This is a genomic window from Kitasatospora saccharophila (assembly GCF_039529925.1).
GTDB lineage: Bacteria > Actinomycetota > Actinomycetes > Streptomycetales > Streptomycetaceae > Kitasatospora > Kitasatospora saccharophila.
This window is the reverse complement of the sequence record NZ_BAAANS010000040.1, coordinates 1-14,628: the sequence shown is the minus strand read 5'-3', so window position 1 is coordinate 14,628 and position 14,628 is coordinate 1. Positions and strand designations below refer to the sequence as shown.

The 14,628-nt window shown below is 76.4% G+C and carries 11 protein-coding genes and 2 pseudogenes; 10 read left to right on the top strand and 3 right to left on the bottom strand.

What is annotated here, in order from left to right; translation table 11 throughout:
* The first annotated feature begins 20 nt into the window (after positions 1-20).
* The 6 genes from ABD345_RS26255 to ABD345_RS26230 all read left to right on the top strand — a co-directional run bounded on the left by ABD345_RS26255 (position 21) and on the right by ABD345_RS26230 (position 9,508).
* Positions 21-857 (top strand): MetQ/NlpA family ABC transporter substrate-binding protein, encoded by an 837-nt coding sequence (locus ABD345_RS26255; RefSeq protein WP_344555233.1) that lies wholly within the window; start codon positions 21-23, stop codon positions 855-857.
* 145 nt (positions 858-1,002) lie between these two features.
* Complete coding sequence (locus ABD345_RS26250) at positions 1,003-1,629, top strand: GNAT family N-acetyltransferase (protein WP_344555231.1); 627 nt, start codon at positions 1,003-1,005, stop codon at positions 1,627-1,629.
* A 148-nt stretch (positions 1,630-1,777) separates the two neighbouring features.
* The gene (cbiE, locus tag ABD345_RS26245) at positions 1,778-3,016 is read left to right on the top strand and encodes a precorrin-6y C5,15-methyltransferase (decarboxylating) subunit CbiE (RefSeq protein WP_344555229.1); all 1,239 of its coding nucleotides are present in this window, start codon (positions 1,778-1,780) and stop codon (positions 3,014-3,016) included.
* Positions 3,017-3,443: 427 nt separating this feature from the next.
* Positions 3,444-7,100 carry a nicotinate-nucleotide--dimethylbenzimidazole phosphoribosyltransferase gene (cobT, locus tag ABD345_RS26240; RefSeq protein ID WP_344555227.1) on the top strand — a complete coding sequence of 1,219 codons (3,657 nt, stop codon included), beginning with the start codon at positions 3,444-3,446 and terminating at the stop codon, positions 7,098-7,100.
* 151 nt (positions 7,101-7,251) lie between these two features.
* Complete coding sequence (cobA, locus tag ABD345_RS26235; protein WP_344555225.1) at positions 7,252-8,484, top strand: uroporphyrinogen-III C-methyltransferase; 1,233 nt, start codon at positions 7,252-7,254, stop codon at positions 8,482-8,484.
* 220 nt (positions 8,485-8,704) lie between these two features.
* Positions 8,705-9,508, top strand: a complete 804-nt coding sequence (locus ABD345_RS26230) for a TrmH family RNA methyltransferase (RefSeq protein WP_344555223.1) — start codon at positions 8,705-8,707, stop codon at positions 9,506-9,508.
* A gap of 15 nt (positions 9,509-9,523) precedes the next feature.
* Here the strand turns inward: ABD345_RS26230 and ABD345_RS26225 are convergent, their stop codons facing one another.
* The gene (locus ABD345_RS26225) at positions 9,524-9,898 is read right to left on the bottom strand and encodes a hypothetical protein (RefSeq protein ID WP_344555222.1); all 375 of its coding nucleotides are present in this window, start codon (positions 9,896-9,898) and stop codon (positions 9,524-9,526) included.
* Positions 9,899-10,025: 127 nt separating this feature from the next.
* Between ABD345_RS26225 and ABD345_RS26220 the strand changes: the two genes are divergently transcribed.
* The gene (locus tag ABD345_RS26220; RefSeq protein ID WP_344555220.1) at positions 10,026-10,856 is read left to right on the top strand and encodes a hypothetical protein; all 831 of its coding nucleotides are present in this window, start codon (positions 10,026-10,028) and stop codon (positions 10,854-10,856) included.
* An 11-nt stretch (positions 10,857-10,867) separates the two neighbouring features.
* Here ABD345_RS26220 and ABD345_RS26215 read toward each other — a convergent pair whose 3' ends face one another.
* The gene (locus tag ABD345_RS26215) at positions 10,868-11,425 is read right to left on the bottom strand and encodes a hypothetical protein (RefSeq protein WP_344555218.1); all 558 of its coding nucleotides are present in this window, start codon (positions 11,423-11,425) and stop codon (positions 10,868-10,870) included.
* Positions 11,426-11,496: 71 nt separating this feature from the next.
* Here ABD345_RS26215 and ABD345_RS40350 point away from each other — a divergent pair.
* The 3 genes and pseudogenes from ABD345_RS40350 to ABD345_RS26205 all read left to right on the top strand — a co-directional run.
* Positions 11,497-11,790: pseudogene (locus ABD345_RS40350) on the top strand (GNAT family N-acetyltransferase); the annotation flags it as partial.
* A 23-nt stretch (positions 11,791-11,813) separates the two neighbouring features.
* Positions 11,814-12,254, top strand: a complete 441-nt coding sequence (locus ABD345_RS26210) for a GNAT family N-acetyltransferase (RefSeq protein WP_344555216.1) — start codon at positions 11,814-11,816, stop codon at positions 12,252-12,254.
* Between the two features lie 15 nt (positions 12,255-12,269).
* Entirely contained in the window at positions 12,270-13,703 is a 1,434-nt protein-coding gene (locus tag ABD345_RS26205) for a hypothetical protein (RefSeq protein WP_344555214.1), read from the top strand.
* Between the two features lie 17 nt (positions 13,704-13,720).
* Here ABD345_RS26205 and ABD345_RS26200 read toward each other — a convergent pair.
* A pseudogene (locus ABD345_RS26200) lies at positions 13,721-14,628 on the bottom strand (hypothetical protein); the annotation flags it as partial.

Here is a 14,628-nt window from a genome sequence, read left to right as displayed (position 1 = left end):
CCCGCAGAAAGGCACTTTTCGTGCGTAACGTCCTGAAGACCACCGCCCTGACCGCCACCGCCGCCGGCCTCGCGCTCACCCTGGCCGCCTGCTCCTCGGGCTCGTCCGACTCCGGCGCCTCCGCCGACCCGAACAAGCCCCTGGTGGTCGCCGCCAGCCCCACCCCGCACGCGCAGATCCTCAAGTTCGTGCAGGACAACCTGGCGGCCAAGGCCGGCCTCAAGCTGGACATCAAGGAGGTCAGCGACTACGTGACCCCCAACACCTCGGTCCAGGACGGCTCCGCGGACGCGAACTACTTCCAGCACCAGCCCTACCTCGACGACTTCAACAAGAAGAACGGCACGAACATCGTCTCCGTCGAGGCCGTCCACCTGGAGCCGCTCGGCGTCTACTCCAAGAAGGTCAAGAGCGTCGCCGAGCTCAAGGACGGCGCCCAGGTCGCCGTCCCCAGCGACGCCACCAACGAGGGCCGGGCGCTCAAGCTGCTCGCCGACAACGGCGTCATCACCCTCAAGGACGGGGCCGGCACCACCGCCACCGTCCAGGACGTCACCTCCAACCCGAAGAACCTCAAGTTCAAGGAGCTGGAGGCGGCCCAGCTGCCGCGCGCCCTCGACGACGTCGACGCCGCCGTCATCAACGGCAACTACGCGCTGGGCGCCAACCTCAAGCCCGCCACCGACGCCCTGGTGCTGGAGAAGGCCGAGGGCAACCCCTACGCCAACATCCTCGCCGTCAAGAAGGGCCACGAGAGCGACCCGCGGGTGCAGAAGCTCGCCGAACTGCTGCACTCCGACGAGGTGAAGAAGTACATCGACGACAACTTCCAGGGCGCCGTCATCCCGGCGTTCTGACCGACCCGTCGACCACCGCGGTGCCCCCGGCCTCCCCGCCGGGGGCACCGCGCTGACGAGCCGTGAGGTGCGGAGCGGGTACGCTGGCACGCCCGACGAAGGGCGGGGCGTACGGTGTGTCCACGACCCGGCGAGGAGAGACGGCATGGTTGCGAACTTCCCCGAGACAGCCATCAGCACCGAACGGCTGCTGCTGCGCGCCCTTGAGGAGCAGGACGCCCCCGGACTGGCCGCCATGCTCGGCGACGAACTCGTCCAGACCTGGACCGGCCACCCCCGTCCCTACCGGCAGGACGACGCCCACGAGCTGATCGCCCGTCACGCGCCCGAACGGCGCGCCCGGGGACGCGGAATCGTTTTCGCCGTCACCGAGCACCTCACCCAGCGCCTGGTCGGCCTGCTCGAACTCGACCGCACCGACTGGCACCTGCGCGCCACCGAGGTCCGCTTCGTCACCGCCCCCTGGGCCCGCGGCGAGGGCTACGCGCCCGAGGCCGTCCTCGGCACCGCCCAGTGGCTGTTCGAGGACCGCGGCTTCCAGCGCCTCGAACTGCGCACCGCCGCCGGCAACACCGCAGCCCAGCAGGTCGCCCAGAAGGCCGGCGCGATCAGCGAGGGCGTGCTGCGCAACGCCGCCATAGTCCGCGGCGGTGAGTGGGGCCCCGGCCCCGAGGAGCACACCGACCTGATCGTGTGGAGCCTGCTCCCCGAGGACCTCGATCCGCCCGAACCCGTCCGCCCCGACGACCGCTACCACGCCCTGCGGCACTGACCCCCCACGCCTTGTGCGCCCGTTGTTCACGACCCCGGCGCGCGCCACGGCTCTGCACCACCCCGGCCAAGCGGTAGCCTCTGCCCAGGGAGCGTCCACGGCGCACCCCACCAGGGGCGGAACGACGGCGTAGGGAGAACAGCCGCAGATGGCTGACCGGATCACGGTCATCGGGTGGGACGGCACCCCGCTGACCCAGGCCGCCGCCGGAGCGCTCGCCGGAGCCACCCTGGTCGCCGGGGCGGGCTACCAACTCGCGGCCCTCCCCGTCCCCGAGCGCGCCGAACGCATCGGCCTCGCCGACCTGCGGGCCGCCGCCCGGAAGATCGCCGACCACCGCGGCACCGTCGTCGTCGTCGCCGAGGGCGACCCCGGTTTCTTCGGCGTGGTGCGCACCCTGCGCCGCCCCGAGTACGGCCTCGAACTCGAAGTCCTGCCCGCCGTCTCCTCGGTGGCCACCGCCTTCGCCCGGGCCGGCATGGCCTGGGAGGACGCCCAGGTGGTCTCCGCCCACGGCGGCCGGCTGCGCCGCGCCGCCAACGTCTGCCGCGCCCACCCCAAGGTCGCCGTCCTCACCACCGGCGGCGCCGGACCCAGCGAACTCGCCCTGATGCTCCGCGGCGTCCCCCGCACCTTCGTGGTCTGCGAGGCGCTCGGCACCCCCGAGGAGGACGTCACCGTCCTCACCTCCGAGCGCGTCCCCGACCACGACTGGCGCGACCCCTCGGTCGTCCTGGTCATCGGCAACGTCCCGCCCGCCGAGGCCGCCTCCGGCTGGCTGGCCGGCAAACCCCTCGACCACCCCGGCACCCAGCGCGGCTGGGCGCTCCCCAGCCGGGCGTACGCCGGAGCGGACGCCGACGCCAGGCGCCCCCGCGCACTCCCGCCGCACGTCCGTGCGCTGGCCCTGGCCCGGCTCGCCCCCGCACCCGGCGACCTGCTGTGGACCGTCGGCGCCGGGGACGGCGCGCTCGCCGTCGAGGCCGCCCGGTTCGGCGCCGCCGTGGTCGCCGTCGAGGCCGAACCCGCCGACTGCGCCCGGATCTCCGCCAACGCCCGCAGGTGCGGCGTCGAGGTCGAGACCGCCGCCGGATCCGGTCCCGAGGTGCTCGGCGCGCTCCCCGAACCCGACGCCGTCGCCGTCGAGCACGGCGGCCCCGCCATGGTCCGCGCCGTCACCGCCCGCAAGCCCGGCCGGGTGGTTGCCGTCGCCCGCGGCCTCGCCGAGGCCACCGAGACCCGCCGGATCCTGGACGCCGCGGGCTACCGCACCGACGGCCTGCTGCTCCAGTCCGCCCCCCTGCGGGCCGAGTCGGACGCGGGCGCCGGGCCCTCCTTCGGGCGCGGCGACTACACCCTGCTGATCTGGGGCGAACCGTACGACTGATCTCCGTTTCCGCAGCCCGCGGACCGTCCGACCCGGGCGGTACGGTGATCCCCGTCGCATCCGGACAGGGTTTCGAGATCGGCCCGGCCGCGGCCGGTAGGGTTTCCCCGGGGGACCAACCCGTCGATGCAGCACCGTGTCCGATCCGGCCCGGTTGCCACCCATTTGACGCGTTGCAACCCGAACGGCCCGCTTCGCGGGCATTCGACGCGGTGCGCACCCGCCCGGAAGAATGCCGTGAGGGTCCGGAGCGGCCGCGCCGTCGTGCCGGTTGCCCGGGGCCGTCGTTGTTTCTGATGGCACGCCACCCGTGCGGGTGACGGCCGATGGAGTAAGGGACGGGTCGGTGCGGTTCCGTTCCGGCGAAGTGGGCGGGGCCTCCGGGGACTCGCCGAGGACGCGCAAGCGGCCTGGAAGGAGCATTGACATGACCGACGGCGGACACGCCCCCAGCGCCGGTCCCCTCGCGCCCGAACCCGGGCCCGGCGGACCCGTTCCGGAGCCCCACCTCGGCGCGCCCCTCCAGCCCGCCGCGCCCGCCGGGCCCTGGCACGGCGAACAGCGGCCCGCGTACACCTTCCTCGACCAGCCCGACGGCGAGGAGGAGGACGACGTCCTCCTGATGCCCGGCCCGCAGACCGCCTGGGGCGACGCGGCGCAGGGCGTCGAGGGCGCCGCCGCCGGCGAACAGCCGCCCGGCACCCCCGTCGCGCCGTCCTGGCCGCCGCTCGCGCCCCCCCTCCTCACCGTCGCCACCCCCGCCGAGGCCGCGCCGCTCACGGCCGCCGTCCCGGTCGAGGCCGTCCCGACGGCGCCGATCGCGGAGGGCGCGGAGGGCGTCGCGGCGCCCACCGGCGAAGCGGGCGCCAGCGGCACCCTGCACCTCGGCGCCCCGCAGGCGCAGCCCGCGGCCCCGGCCGCCACCGCCGTCCAGCAGCCCGCGCCGCCCCAGCCGCGCCGCCCGCTGCACGCCGGACCGCCGATCCCGGACCCGTCCCTGATGACCGGTCACGTCCCCGTCCGCTCCCTCGCCGACCGCGGCCCGTCCGCGCCCGGCGGCACGCCCGCGTACGGGGTGCCGGTGCCGGGCGCGGAAACGGTGCAGCAGGCACAGCAGCCGCCGCAGCCTCAGCCGGTTCCGGCCGCGGTCGCCGTGCAGGCCCCGGCCGTCCAGGTGCCCGCGCCGGTGCAGCCGCAGGTGGTCGAGGCGGCCGCGGCCGCAGCCGCGGCCGCAGCCGCGGCCGTCGCCGAGCCGGTGGCGCCCGTCGCGGTGGCCGTGGAGGCCGCTCCGGCCGTCGAGGCCGCGGTGGAGCCCCTCGCGGAGCCGGTCGAGGAGGCCGCGGCCGCCGTGGTCGCCGAGCCCGTCGAGCCGGTGGTCGAGCCCGTCACGGAGCCCGTCGCGGCGCCGGTCGCGGTGGCCGAGACCACCGAGGTGCCGGAGATCGTCGCCGAGGCCGTGGAGGCCGTCGTCGCCCCGGCCGCCGAGCCCGCCGCCGGACCGGCGGAGCCGCAGCCCGCGCCCGTGGACGCGGAGGGCGCGCCCGCCGCGAACCTGGCTCCGGTGTTCGTCGAGCCGGTCGAGCAGCAGGGCGCCGCGCCGGTCGAGCCGCAGCCCGGGACGGCCGCGGCGGTTGACGCGCCGTCGGCCGAGCAGCCCGTGGCCGTCGAGCCCGAGGCCGAGGCCGAGGCCGTCCAGGCCGAGCCGCTGCCGGTCGGGTCGGTGCCGGCCGAGGCCGTGGCCGAGCAGGTCGCGCAGGTCGCGCAGCCCGAGGCCGCGAACGCGCAGACGGTGAGCGGCGAGGCCGCCGCGGAGCCGATCCCCGACCCGGCCGCGAAGCCGTCCGGCCGGGGCGCGCACCGGCGCATCTCCGCGTTCCTCGCCGCCCCCGCCGGCCTGCCGCTGTTGGAGCCCGAGGCCCCGGCCGCCGCCGTCGAACCGCAGCCGGAAGCGGCCGCCGAGGAGTCCGCGGCCCCGGCCGTCGAGGCCCCCGTCGAGCAGCCCGCCGCCGAGCAGGTCGAGCCGGTCGAGCAGCCCGCGGCCGCGCCCGCCGAGCCGGTCGCCGCGTCGGAGCCGGCGCAGCAGCAGGAGTCGGCCGAGCAGCCCGCCGCCACCGCCGTCGAGCCCGTGGCCGTCGAGCCCGAGGCCGCGCCGGTCGTGCCGGAAGCCGTTCCCGGGACCGCGGTCGAGGCCGAGGGTGAAACCGAGGGCGACACCGCCGTCGAGACCACCGAGGCCACCGAGGTCGTCGAGCCGGCGTCCGAGACCGCGGTCGAGCCCGAGACCGCCGTCGAGTCCGAGTCCGCCGAGGCCGTCGCCGAGGAGGAGCGGGCGCCCGCCGCGCCGGGGTACGACGAGGCCGGGCGGGAGGCCGTCCACCAGGTGATCCGGGAGCGGCGCGACGTCCGCAACGGCTTCCGGTCGGACGCGATCCCGCACGAGGTGCTGATCCGGGTGCTGGAGGCGGCGCACACCGCGCCGAGCGTCGGCTACTCGCAGCCGTGGGACTTCGTGGTGATCCGTTCCGCGAAGACCCGCCGCAAGATGCACGAACTGGCGGAGCGCCAGCGCGAGGCGTACGCGGACTCGCTGCCCAAGGGCCGGGCGAAGCAGTTCAAGGAAATCAAGATCGAGGCGATCCTGGAGACGCCGGTCAACATCGTGGTGACCGCCGACCGCACCCGCGGCGGCCGGCACACCCTGGGCCGGCACACCCAGCCGCAGATGGCCCCGTACTCGGCCGCGCTGGCGGTGGAGAACCTGTGGCTGGCGGCCCGCGCCGAGGGCCTGGGCGTCGGCTGGGTGAGCTTCTTCGACGAGGAGGAACTCGTCCGCGAGCTCGGCCTGCCCGAGCACCTGGAGGTCGTCGCCTACCTGTGCGTCGGCTACGTGGACGCGTTCCCGGACGAGCCGGAGCTGCAGCAGCAGGGCTGGGCGAAGAAGCGCCCGCTGTCCTGGGTGGTGCACGAGGAGCAGTACGGCAACCGGGCGCTGCCCGGCGAGGAGCCGCACGACCTGCTGACCGACACGCTGCGCGGCATCCGCCCGCTGGACGCCAAGGCGCTCGGCGAGGCGTGGGACCGGCAGAAGCGGATGACCAAGCCCGCCGGTTCGCTCGGCGTGCTGGAGCTGATCGCGGCCCAGCTCTCCGGCCTGGCCCGGCAGTGCCCGCCGCCGGTCCCGGAGCCCGGCTGCGTGGCGATCTTCGCCGGTGACCACGGCGTGCACGCCCAGGGCGTCACCCCGTGGCCGCAGGAGGTCACCGCGCAGATGGTCGGCAACTTCCTGGCCGGCGGCGCGGTGGTCAACGCCTTCGCCGCGCAGGTCGGCACCGAGGTGTGCGTGGTGGACGTCGGCGTGGCCGCCGAACTGCCGGACGCCATCCAGCAGGGCCGCACCACCGGCCTGCTGCCGCGCAAGGTCAAGCCCGGCACCGACGACATGACCCAGGGCCCGGCGATGAGCCGGGACGAGGCGCTGCGCGCGATCGAGGTCGGCATCGAGACCGCCCGCGACCTGGTCGCGGCGGGCAACAAGGTGCTGATCACCGGTGACATGGGCATCGCCAACACCACCGCCTCCGCCGCGCTGATCTCGGTGTTCACCGAGACCGACCCGGCCGAGGTGACCGGCCGCGGCACCGGCATCGACGACGCGACCCACGCCCGCAAGGTCGAGGTCGTCCGGCAGGCCCTCGACCTGCACAAGCCCGACCCGACCGACCCGATCGGCGTGCTGTCGGCCGTCGGCGGCCTGGAGCACGCCGCGCTCGCCGGGTTCCTGCTCGGCGCGGCCTCGCTGCGCGTCCCGGTGATCCTGGACGGCGTGATCGCCGGCTCGGCGGCCCTGGTCGCCAAGGCCATCGCCCCCGAGGTGCTGGCCGCCTGCATCGCCGGCCACCGCTCCGCCGAGCCCGGCCACCAGACCGCGCTCGCCAAGCTCGGCCTGCGCCCGCTGATCGACCTCGACCTGCGGCTCGGCGAGGGCACCGGTGCCCTGCTGGCCCTCCCGCTGGTGCAGAGCGCGGCCCGGGCGATGCAGGATGTAGCCACCTTCGACTCCGCCGGAGTCACCGAGAAGGCCTGACCCACCGGCACCGGCCGCCCCCGCCGTGCGAGGGGGCGGCCGCCCCGCCGAACCCGTACCGGCTCAAGGGCGCGCCGGCACCGGGCTCCCGCCCGTGGGGCCGTCCCGCCGAACGGCCCCAGCACCGCCGCTCACCCAGGAGCTCCCCCTCATGACCGCGCCCACGCCCCACCCGTCCACCCAGGGCCTCACCCCGTACCCCGTCGGGCTGCTGCTCGCGGGCCGCCGCGTCGTCGTCGTCGGCGGCGGGCAGGTCGCCCAGCGCCGGCTGCCCGCACTGATCGCCGCGGGCGCCGAGATCCACCTGATATCCCCGGCCACCACCCCCGCCGTCTCCGCGATGGCCGACGCCGGCGAGCTCACCTGGCACCAGCGCCCGTACGCGGACGGCGACCTCGCCGACACCTGGTACGCCCTGGTCGCCACCGACGACCCGGCGGTCAACACCGCCGTCTCCGCCGAGGCCGAGCGCCTGCGCGTCTTCTGCTCGCGCAGCGACGACGCCTCCGCCGCCACCGCCTGGACGCCCGCCTCCGGCCACGACTCCGGCGCCACCGTCGCCGTCCTGACCGGCGACCCCCGGCACTCCGCCGCCCTGCGCGACTCCATCGTGGCCGGCCTGCGCGACGGCTCGCTGGCCGCCCGCCAGTACCGGGCCCGGGACGCGGGCGTCGCCCTGGTCGGCGGCGGGCCGGGCGACCCCGACCTGATCACCGTCCGCGGCCGCCGCCTGCTCGCCGACGCCGACGTGGTGGTCGCCGACCGCCTGGCCCCCCGCGAACTGCTCGCCGAACTGCCTCCGCACGTCGAGGTGATCGACGCCTCCAAGATCCCGTACGGCCGCTACATGGCCCAGGAGGCGATCAACAACACGCTCATCGAGCACGCCAAGGCCGGCAAGTTCGTGGTCCGGCTCAAGGGCGGCGACCCGTACGTCTTCGGCCGCGGCGGCGAGGAGCTGCTCGCCTGCGTCGAGGCGGGCGTCCCGGTCACGGTGGTGCCCGGCATCTCCTCCTCGATCAGCGTGCCCGCGGCCGCCGGGATCCCGGTCACCCACCGCGGGCTGACCCACGAGTTCACCGTCATCTCCGGCCACGTCGGCCCCGGCGACCGCTCGCTGACCAACTGGGAGGCCGTCGCGAAGATGACCGGCACCCTGGTCCTGCTGATGGCCGTCGACAAGATCGGCGCGATCGCCGCCGAACTGGTCGCCCACGGCCGGGCCGCGGACACCCCGGTCGCCGTGGTCCAGGAGGGCACCACCGCCACCCAGCGCCGGGTCGACGCGACCCTCGCCACCATCGGCGAGACCGTCGCGGCGGAGGGGATCAAGCCCCCGGCGGTCATCGTGATCGGCGACGTGGTGGGCGTCCTCAACCCGTAAGGCAGAGTGCGCATTCAGGGGCTCGGGGAACGGCGAGTCGATGCTGCCGGTGGCCGGAGCCCATCGAAGTGTCCGTGCTGCTGCGTGTAGTGAACGGAACCCGAAGCCGATGCGCGCTCCGGCAGTGAACCCGCAGCAGCCAGGGGCTCGCCGTTCCCCGAGCCCCTGGAGGTGCTCTCCCGAGCCCCTGGTGCCCCTCCCGACGTGCGAAAATCGTCCGGTGTCCGAGCCTCTCACCGTCACCGACGCCGCCGACCCCCGGCTGAGCGACTACACCGACCTGACCGACGTCGAACTGCGCCGCCGCCGGGAGCCCGCCGAGGGCCTGTTCATCGCCGAGGGGGAGAAGGTGATCCGCCGGGCGCTGGCGGCCGGGTACCGGATGCGCTCGATGCTGCTGACCGCCAAGTGGCTCGGCGTGATGGCGGACGTGATCGAGGGCGCGGACGCCCCCGTCCACCTGGTCGAGCCCGCGCTCGCCGAGCGGGTGACCGGCTACCACGTGCACCGGGGCGCGCTCGCGTCGATGGAGCGCAAGCCGCTGCCCACCGCGCCGGAGGTGCTCGCGGGGGCCCGCCGGGTGGCCGTCCTGGAGGGGCTGGTGGACCACACCAACCTGGGGGCGATCTTCCGTTCCGCCGCCGCGCTCGGGATGGACGCGGTGCTGCTCTCCCCGGACTGCGCCGACCCGCTGTACCGGCGGGCCGTCAAGACCTCGATGGGCGCGGTCTTCTCGGTCCCGTACGCCCGGCTCGACCCGTGGCCGGACGCGCTCGGCGCCGTCCGGGAGGCCGGGTTCGAGCTGCTGGCGCTGACGCCCTCCGGCGCGGAGGACTTCACCGCGGCCCGCCCGCAGCTGCTCCCGAAGGCCGCGCTGATGCTCGGCGCCGAGGGCGACGGCCTGACCCCGAAGGCGCTGGCCGCCGCCGACCAGCGGGTGCGGATCCCGATGGCGCACGGCATCGACTCGCTGAACGTCGGCGCGGCCGCCGCCATCGCCTTCTACGCCGTCAACCACGGCTGACGACGGCCCGCGCACTTAGAGGCCGGTGAACACCGCCGCGTCCGCGTCGTCCAGCACGAAGCCGTTGTCGAACCGGACCCGCACCGAGCTGCGCGGCCCCTGCGCGGCGAACTCCCGCCAGTGCGGCTCCAGTTCGGCCAGCTGGGCCTCCAGCCGGCGCAGGCTCTCCGCGGGCATGGTGTGCCCGTAGTCCTCGAACAGGGCCCGCAGCCGCTCGTACTCGCGGACCTCCTCGGGCGGCGGCAGCTCCCCGGTGACCCGGACCACGGTGCCCTCGATCCCCGCGCCCAGCAGCAGGAAGCCGACCAGCGGGCCGTCCTCCCCGGCGGACGCCCCGCCCAGCGCCAGGTCCTCGACCAGCCTGACGCGTTCTCCCTCCACCAGGGCCACCGCTCCCGCCACCTCTCCCGCCTCGCTCCGCGCCGCCGCCGGACCGGCGCACGGCACCGCCATTATCCGTGGGCCGACGGGCCGTCGGGCTTCCGTCCGCGCCGGGTGCTCCGGTAAACAGTGCGGTGTGATCATCGACCTGCGGCAGCGGTTCGTCGCCCCGCTCCACCGCCTCGTCCGGCGCCGCGGCTACCGGGCCCCGCTCGCCGTGGCCGCCCTGCTCGCCCTGCTGCTGTGCGCGCCGCACGGCACCCTGCACGGCGCCCTGACGGTGGCGTTCGTCCTCGGCGGCTTCCTCTGGACCCTCCTGGACGTGCTGTTCGTCCCGGTCACGGTCCCGCTGCTGCTGATCGTCGGCCTGCCCGCCGCCCTGCTGGCGATCCGCCACCGCAAGCGGTTCAGGCGCCCCGCCCGCCCCGGCAACAGCGTCCTGCTCTGCTGCGCCCTCGGCGTCGCGGCCGTCCTGCTGGGTGCCAGCGTCCCCGGCGAGGACGCCGGACTGCTCGGCCTCGGCGCGCTCACCCTGCTCGGCCTCCCGCTCGGCTGGCTGCTCTGGCAGCAGACCCCGTGGGCGCACCGGGCCCCGCGCCGCACCCCCGGCCCGCTCGGCCGCTGGCGCTGGGCCGCCGCGCCGCTGCTGCTCGCCACCGGCGCCCTGCTGCTCCACTACGACGTCCCGGCCGGCACCCGCTTCGCGGCCACCCGCCCGCTCCTCACCGCCCACGCCGAACACGCCCTCGCCACCGGCGACACCGCCCCCGCCTGGGTGGCCGGCTACCGCCTGGACCGCACCGAACTCGTCGGCGGCGGCGTCACCTTCACCCTCGCGGGCACCGGCGTCTTCGCCCCGCACGGCTACGCCTACTTCCCGCACGGCACCCCGGTCGGCGAGTCCGTCACCTCCTACGAGGAACTCGGCGACGGCTGGTACAGCTGGTCGGGCACCGACCACTTCTGACCCGGCGCCGCTCAGGCCGCCCGGCGGGCCGCCGGAGGACGGATCGGCTGCGGCGCGGGCCGGCGCGGATCGTGGTGCCGGCGGCCCGTCAGGTCGCCGACCCGCAGCACCAGGTCCGCCGCCGGGGGAGCGGGCCACACCGTCAGCAGGTGCTCCTCCACCGGGCGGGCCGCCGTGTCGGCCTCCCGCCCCCGGTCCCGGCCGCGGGTCTGCACCCGCACCCGGTACCAGCCGCGCCCGGCGGACGCCAGGTTCCCCGGCCCGTCGACGTCCACCCCGTCCCAGGCGCGCAGCCGCAGTTCCCCGCTGCTGTACAGCGACAGCTCCACCACGCTCTCCCACCGCGGCCCCGGCTCCGGCGGCCGCCCCGCGCAGCTCTCCACCGTCAGCCGGACCAGCCCGGTGTGCGTGCCGCACAGCACCGTCAGGTGGTCCGGGCAGCCCGCCGCCACCCCGTTCCCGTGGAACAGCCGGTCCAGCGCGTGCGCGTCCCAGCCGTCCGGCAGCTCCGGTCCGTACAGGAAGTACTGGCAGTACGCGACGTGCATCGCGTCGGTCGTCCACATCATGCGGCACATGCTGCCGCCCCGTACTGACAAGCCGTCAACGCCGTCCAGCGCCCTCCGGTAACGTCCCGGCCATGCCGACCGCGCCGACACCCGTCGTCCTGGAGGGCCGCCGGGTGCGGCTCGAACCGCTCCAACCCGCCCACATCCCCGCCCTGTTCGCCTCCGGCGGCCGGGACGAGGAGGTCTGGCGCCACCTCAGCGCCCCCACCCCGCACACCGAGGACGAGCTGCGCGCGATCGTCGCCGCCCGCCTCGCCGACGCCGCCCGCGGCCGCCGCCTCCCGCTCGCCGTCCTCGACCGGGCGAGCACCGCCGCGATCGGCACCACCAACCTGCACGGCTGGGACACCGCCACCGGCCGGATCGAGATCGGCGGTAGCTCAGCGCCGTGCCAGGCAGCCTTCGCCCGTCGCGACTCCCCCAGCCCCAAGGGGGGCTGGGAGGTGCCCCCTCGGCACGCACTCTCGCCGCACCGGCCGAAAACCCAAGTACACCCAGTACGAGGGCTTCCGGCCGGCACGCCGATAGCACGCACCGGACGCCGCTCCTTGACGGCGAAGGCTGCCCGGCACGGCGCTGGCTCGGCCGCCGCTGGTGGCGCACCGGAGCCAACCGCGAGGCCAAGCTCCTGCTGCTGGCGCACGCCTTCGACACCCTCGGCTTCACCGAGGTCCGCTGGCGGGTCGACGCCGCCAACACCCGCTCCCGCGAAGCCGTCACCCGCCTCGGCGCCCGCCCCGCCGACCCCGGCGCCCCGCCGCACGGCCTGCTCCACTACACGATGACCGCCACCGACTGGCCCGCCGCCCGCGCCCGCCTCACCGGCTGAAGGAGACCCGCCCGCATGCCCGACCTCCCGTACGACTTCCTGGACGGTCTGGCCGAGAACCCGGCCCTGCCCGCCGACCTGGTCGACCGCCTGATCGCCGCCCCGCACGGGCCCCTCGCGCTACCCCGCCGCCGCGGCCTCACCGAACCGCAGCTCGACGCCCTGATCGCCCACGACGCGTACGCCGTCGCCCTCAGCCGCCACCTGCCGAAGCCGGTGCGCCGCCGCCTCGCCGCCCACCCCGACCCGGACGTCCGGGCCGCCCTGGTCGTCTCCGCCGCCCCCGACGAGGACCGCGAGCTGTTCGAACGGTTCGCGGCCGACCCGGCCCCCGAGGTGCGAAAGGAGCTCGCCGAGTGCGGCCACACCCCCGCCGACCTGCGCGCCCGCCTCGCCTACGACCCCGCCCCGGAGGTCCGCGCCGCCCTCGGCCAGCACTGGACCGCCGCCCCCGAGCCCGTCCGCCGCGCCCTGCTCACCGACCCCGAGGACAGCGTCCGCGCCGCCGCCTGCGCCACCTCCTTCCTCCGCTGGCCGTACCCCGTTCCGCCCGCCGACCTCGTCCCCGCCCTGCTCGCCGACCCGCTCACCCGGGCCGGCACCGTCGCGCACTGCGACCCGGCCACCACCGACCTCGACCGCCTCGCCGCCGACCCCGACCCGGACGTCCGCCGCGCCCTCGCCGCCCACCCCGGCCTGCCCGCCCACCTCCGCACCCGCCTCGCCGCCGACCCCCGCGCGCTCGTCCGCCTCGCCGTCCTGGCCCGCCCCGACACCCCCGAGGCCGAACGGGCCGCCCTGTACGACTCGGTCACCGGCCCGTTCGAACCGCCCGGCGAGGACGTGGACGAGGAGACCGCCGTCGAGCTGGAGATGGACCACTTCGCGGTCGGCATCGATCTCTGGATGCTCGACCTGCCCTGGGTCACCGCCGACCCGCTGCCGCACCTCGACTCGCCCCACCCCCTCTTCCGCCGAGCCGCCGCCGCCTCGCCCGACCTGCCCGCCGAGGCCCGCGCCCGGCTGCTCGCCGACCCCGACAACGAGGTCGCGCTCGCCGCCGCAAGCAGCAGCCCCGACCCGATCGACCCGGTCACCGCCGAACGCCTCGACCGCGGGCACCGCCCCGTCAAGCGGATGCGCTGGCGCCCCGCCGACATGTTCCCGCTGCCCGTCGAGACCCTCCGCCGCCTCGCTGACGACCCGGTGCCCCGGATGCGGCTGCTCGCCCTGCGCGACCCCGAGCTGCCCGCCCACCTGCTGGAACGCCTCGCCGCCGACCCCGAGGACCACGTCCGCCTCGCCGCCGCCAGCCACCCCGCCCACACCCCGGCCACCCTGCGGGCCCTGCTCGACGACCCGTCCCCGTACGTCAACCGGGCCGCCGCCGCCAACCCGGCCCTCCCGGTCGACGAGATCCGCGCCCGCCTGGACGCCGCCGGGCTGTGAACCCGGGCCGGGGAAGGTCAGTCCGTCGCGCCCGAGACGCCCGAGCCGGGCCAGGACTCCTCCAGGCCGCCGTCCGCCCGGACGGTGTACCGGGTGGAGGAGACCGCGCCCGTCCGGTCGATCCGCTCCTCGCGGATCAGCGCGCCGTTCTCCACCCGCCACACCGCGCCCGCCTCCGGGTTCGCGGCCGAGACCCGGTCCGCGAGCAGCACGGGGGAGCCGCCGGTGAAGCCGTACAGCTGGACCAGGTCGACCGGCACCGCCCCCTCCAGGCGGCGCAGCACCACCAGCGTGGCCTGCGCGTCCCGGTAGCGGGCGGGCAGCACCGCGGCGAGCGAGACCGGCGGCCCGTTCTCGGTGGAGCGCCCGTCGTGCAGCTGGATCGCCGGGCCGCCGGACGGGTCGGGGTAGCTCAGGTTGGGCCAGTCGACCTGCGGCGGGACGCCGAAGGACGGGGCCAGCCCGGTGTCGCCGTGCCCGGCGGCGTTCGCGCCGTCCACCGACAGCGTCGTCCCGGTGGCCGGTTCGGCCGGGGCGGTCGCCACCCCGGCGGGCTGCGGGCCCAGGCCCTGCGCGTCGCGGTTCTCGCAGCCCTGCGCGACGGCGATGGCCAGCGCCACGCCCAGGGTCACCGTCACGAACACCACCAGCCGCTGCCGCAGCAGGCGCTGGCGCGGCGTCGGCCGCCCGCCCGGGGGGTGCGGGGCGCGCCCGGGCGGGGGAGTGCGGTCCCGGCCGGGCACCGGGGTGCGGTGGAGCGCGGCCGCCGGGCGGCGCTCGCGGGCGATGTCCCCGTCCCGGGCCGGACGCCGCGCACCGGGCCCGCGGACGTCGGGCCGCGCGGCGTCCTGCCGGGGCATCGCCGGGCGGTGGCGGGGAAGGCGGAGGGCGCGGCGGAGGCCGCGGCCGTTCGCCCGGGGTGTCT

Coding starts and splice junctions, on each gene's coding strand:
- ABD345_RS26250 (WP_344555231.1), top strand. CDS start 1,003: ATGGTTGCGAACTTCCCCGAGACAGCCATCAGCACCGAACGGCTGCTG.
- cbiE (WP_344555229.1), top strand. CDS start 1,778: ATGGCTGACCGGATCACGGTCATCGGGTGGGACGGCACCCCGCTGACC.
- cobT (WP_344555227.1), top strand. CDS start 3,444: ATGACCGACGGCGGACACGCCCCCAGCGCCGGTCCCCTCGCGCCCGAA.
- cobA (WP_344555225.1), top strand. CDS start 7,252: ATGACCGCGCCCACGCCCCACCCGTCCACCCAGGGCCTCACCCCGTAC.
- ABD345_RS26215 (WP_344555218.1), bottom strand. CDS start 11,425: ATGATGTGGACGACCGACGCGATGCACGTCGCGTACTGCCAGTACTTC.
- ABD345_RS26205 (WP_344555214.1), top strand. CDS start 12,270: ATGCCCGACCTCCCGTACGACTTCCTGGACGGTCTGGCCGAGAACCCG.